Origin of the sequence: Streptomyces spinoverrucosus, assembly GCF_006539505.1 — a bacterium.
Lineage (GTDB): Bacteria > Actinomycetota > Actinomycetes > Streptomycetales > Streptomycetaceae > Streptomyces > Streptomyces spinoverrucosus.
Genome location: NZ_BJND01000176.1, coordinates 1 through 1,461, shown reverse-complemented (window position 1 = coordinate 1,461; position 1,461 = coordinate 1). Strand labels below are relative to the sequence as shown.

The window sequence follows — 1,461 nt, the reverse complement described above, 5'->3', positions numbered from 1 at the left end:
AGGGCCGCTGGCCTCCGGGCCCGGCATGGCTGGTCCCCCCTGTCGAACCGATGACCTGGGGGGTGGTGCCACCGGGCCCGAGAGGCGCCGTTGGAGACGCTGATGAGAGGTCCGACTACCGCCCGGCCGAGCGCAATGCCCGGCCGTACACGGGCGATAGGTCTGCATAACGTGGATGCGCGCACGACGCCAACGCCCAGGCCAGCACCGCATGCCCCGTTCGGGAGGACGGCTTGAACGAGCACGACGAGATAGGCGTCTTCCTGGGGCTGGATGTCGGGAAGAGCGCTCACCACGGACACGGACTCACCCCTGCCGGCAAGAAGGTCTTCGACAAGCAGCTGCCCAACGCCGAACCGAAGCTGAGGCAGGTCTTCAACAAGCTCCGCGAGAAGTTCGGCACCGTCCTGGTCGTCGTGGACCAGCCGGCTTCGATCGGCGCCCTGCCGCTGACGGTGGCCCGCGACACGGGCTGCCAGATCGCCTACCTCCCGGGCCTGTCGATGCGGCGGATCGCCGACCTCTACCCGGGCGAGGCGAAGACCGACGCCAAGGACGCAGCGGTGATCGCGGACGCCGCCCGCACCATGCCGCACACCCTGCGCTCGCTGGAGCTGACCGACGAGATCACCGCCGAACTCACCGTCCTCGTCGGCTTCGACCAGGATCTGGCGGCCGAGGCGACCCGCACCAGCAACCGGATCCGGGGCCTGCTCACCCAGTTCCACCCGTCGCTGGAACGGGTCCTGGGCCCGCGTCTGGATCACCAGGCGGTCACCTGGCTGCTGGAACGCTACGGATCCCCGGCCAGCCTGCGAAAAGCCGGCCGCCGAAGGCTGGTCGAGGTGATCCGGCCCAAGGCCCCGCGCATGGCGAAGCGGCTGATCGACGACGTCTTCGACGCCCTCGACGAGCAGACCGTCGTGGTCCCGGGCACCGGCACCCTGGACGTCGTGATCCCGTCGCTGGCCCGCTCGCTGGGCGCCGTTCACGAACAAAGACGGGCGGCAGAAGCCCAGATCACAGCCCTGCTGGAGGACCACCCTCTTTCGAAGGTCCTGACGTCGCTGCCCGGCGTCGGCGTCAGGACCGCTGCCGCACTGCTGGTCACCGTCGGCGACGGCACCAGCTTCCCCACCGCCGCCCACCTCGCCTCCTACGCCGGCCTCGCCCCGACCACGAAGTCCTCCGGGACCTCGATCCACGGCGAACACGCACCCAGAGGCGGCAACCGGCAGCTCAAACGCGCGATGTTCCTGTCCGCGTTCGCCGCCCTGCACGACCCCGCCTCCCGCACCTACTACGACAAATGCAGGGCCAGAGGAAAGACCCACACCCAGGCGCTCCTCCGTCTGGCCCGCCAGAGGATCAACGTGCTGTTCGCGATGCTCCGCGACGGCACCTTCTACGAACCCCGAACCCCACGCCTCGCTTGACGAAAGACATAGAGGCACCCCCCCC

At 69.3% G+C, this 1,461-nt stretch carries 1 protein-coding gene; it reads left to right on the top strand.

Features of this window, described 5'->3' with window-relative positions; translation table 11 throughout:
• Positions 1–233 precede the first annotated feature (233 nt).
• Positions 234–1,436 (top strand): IS110 family RNA-guided transposase, encoded by a 1,203-nt coding sequence (locus SSP24_RS42370; protein ID WP_141316592.1) that lies wholly within the window; start codon positions 234–236, stop codon positions 1,434–1,436.
• Positions 1,437–1,461: the final 25 nt, after the last annotated feature.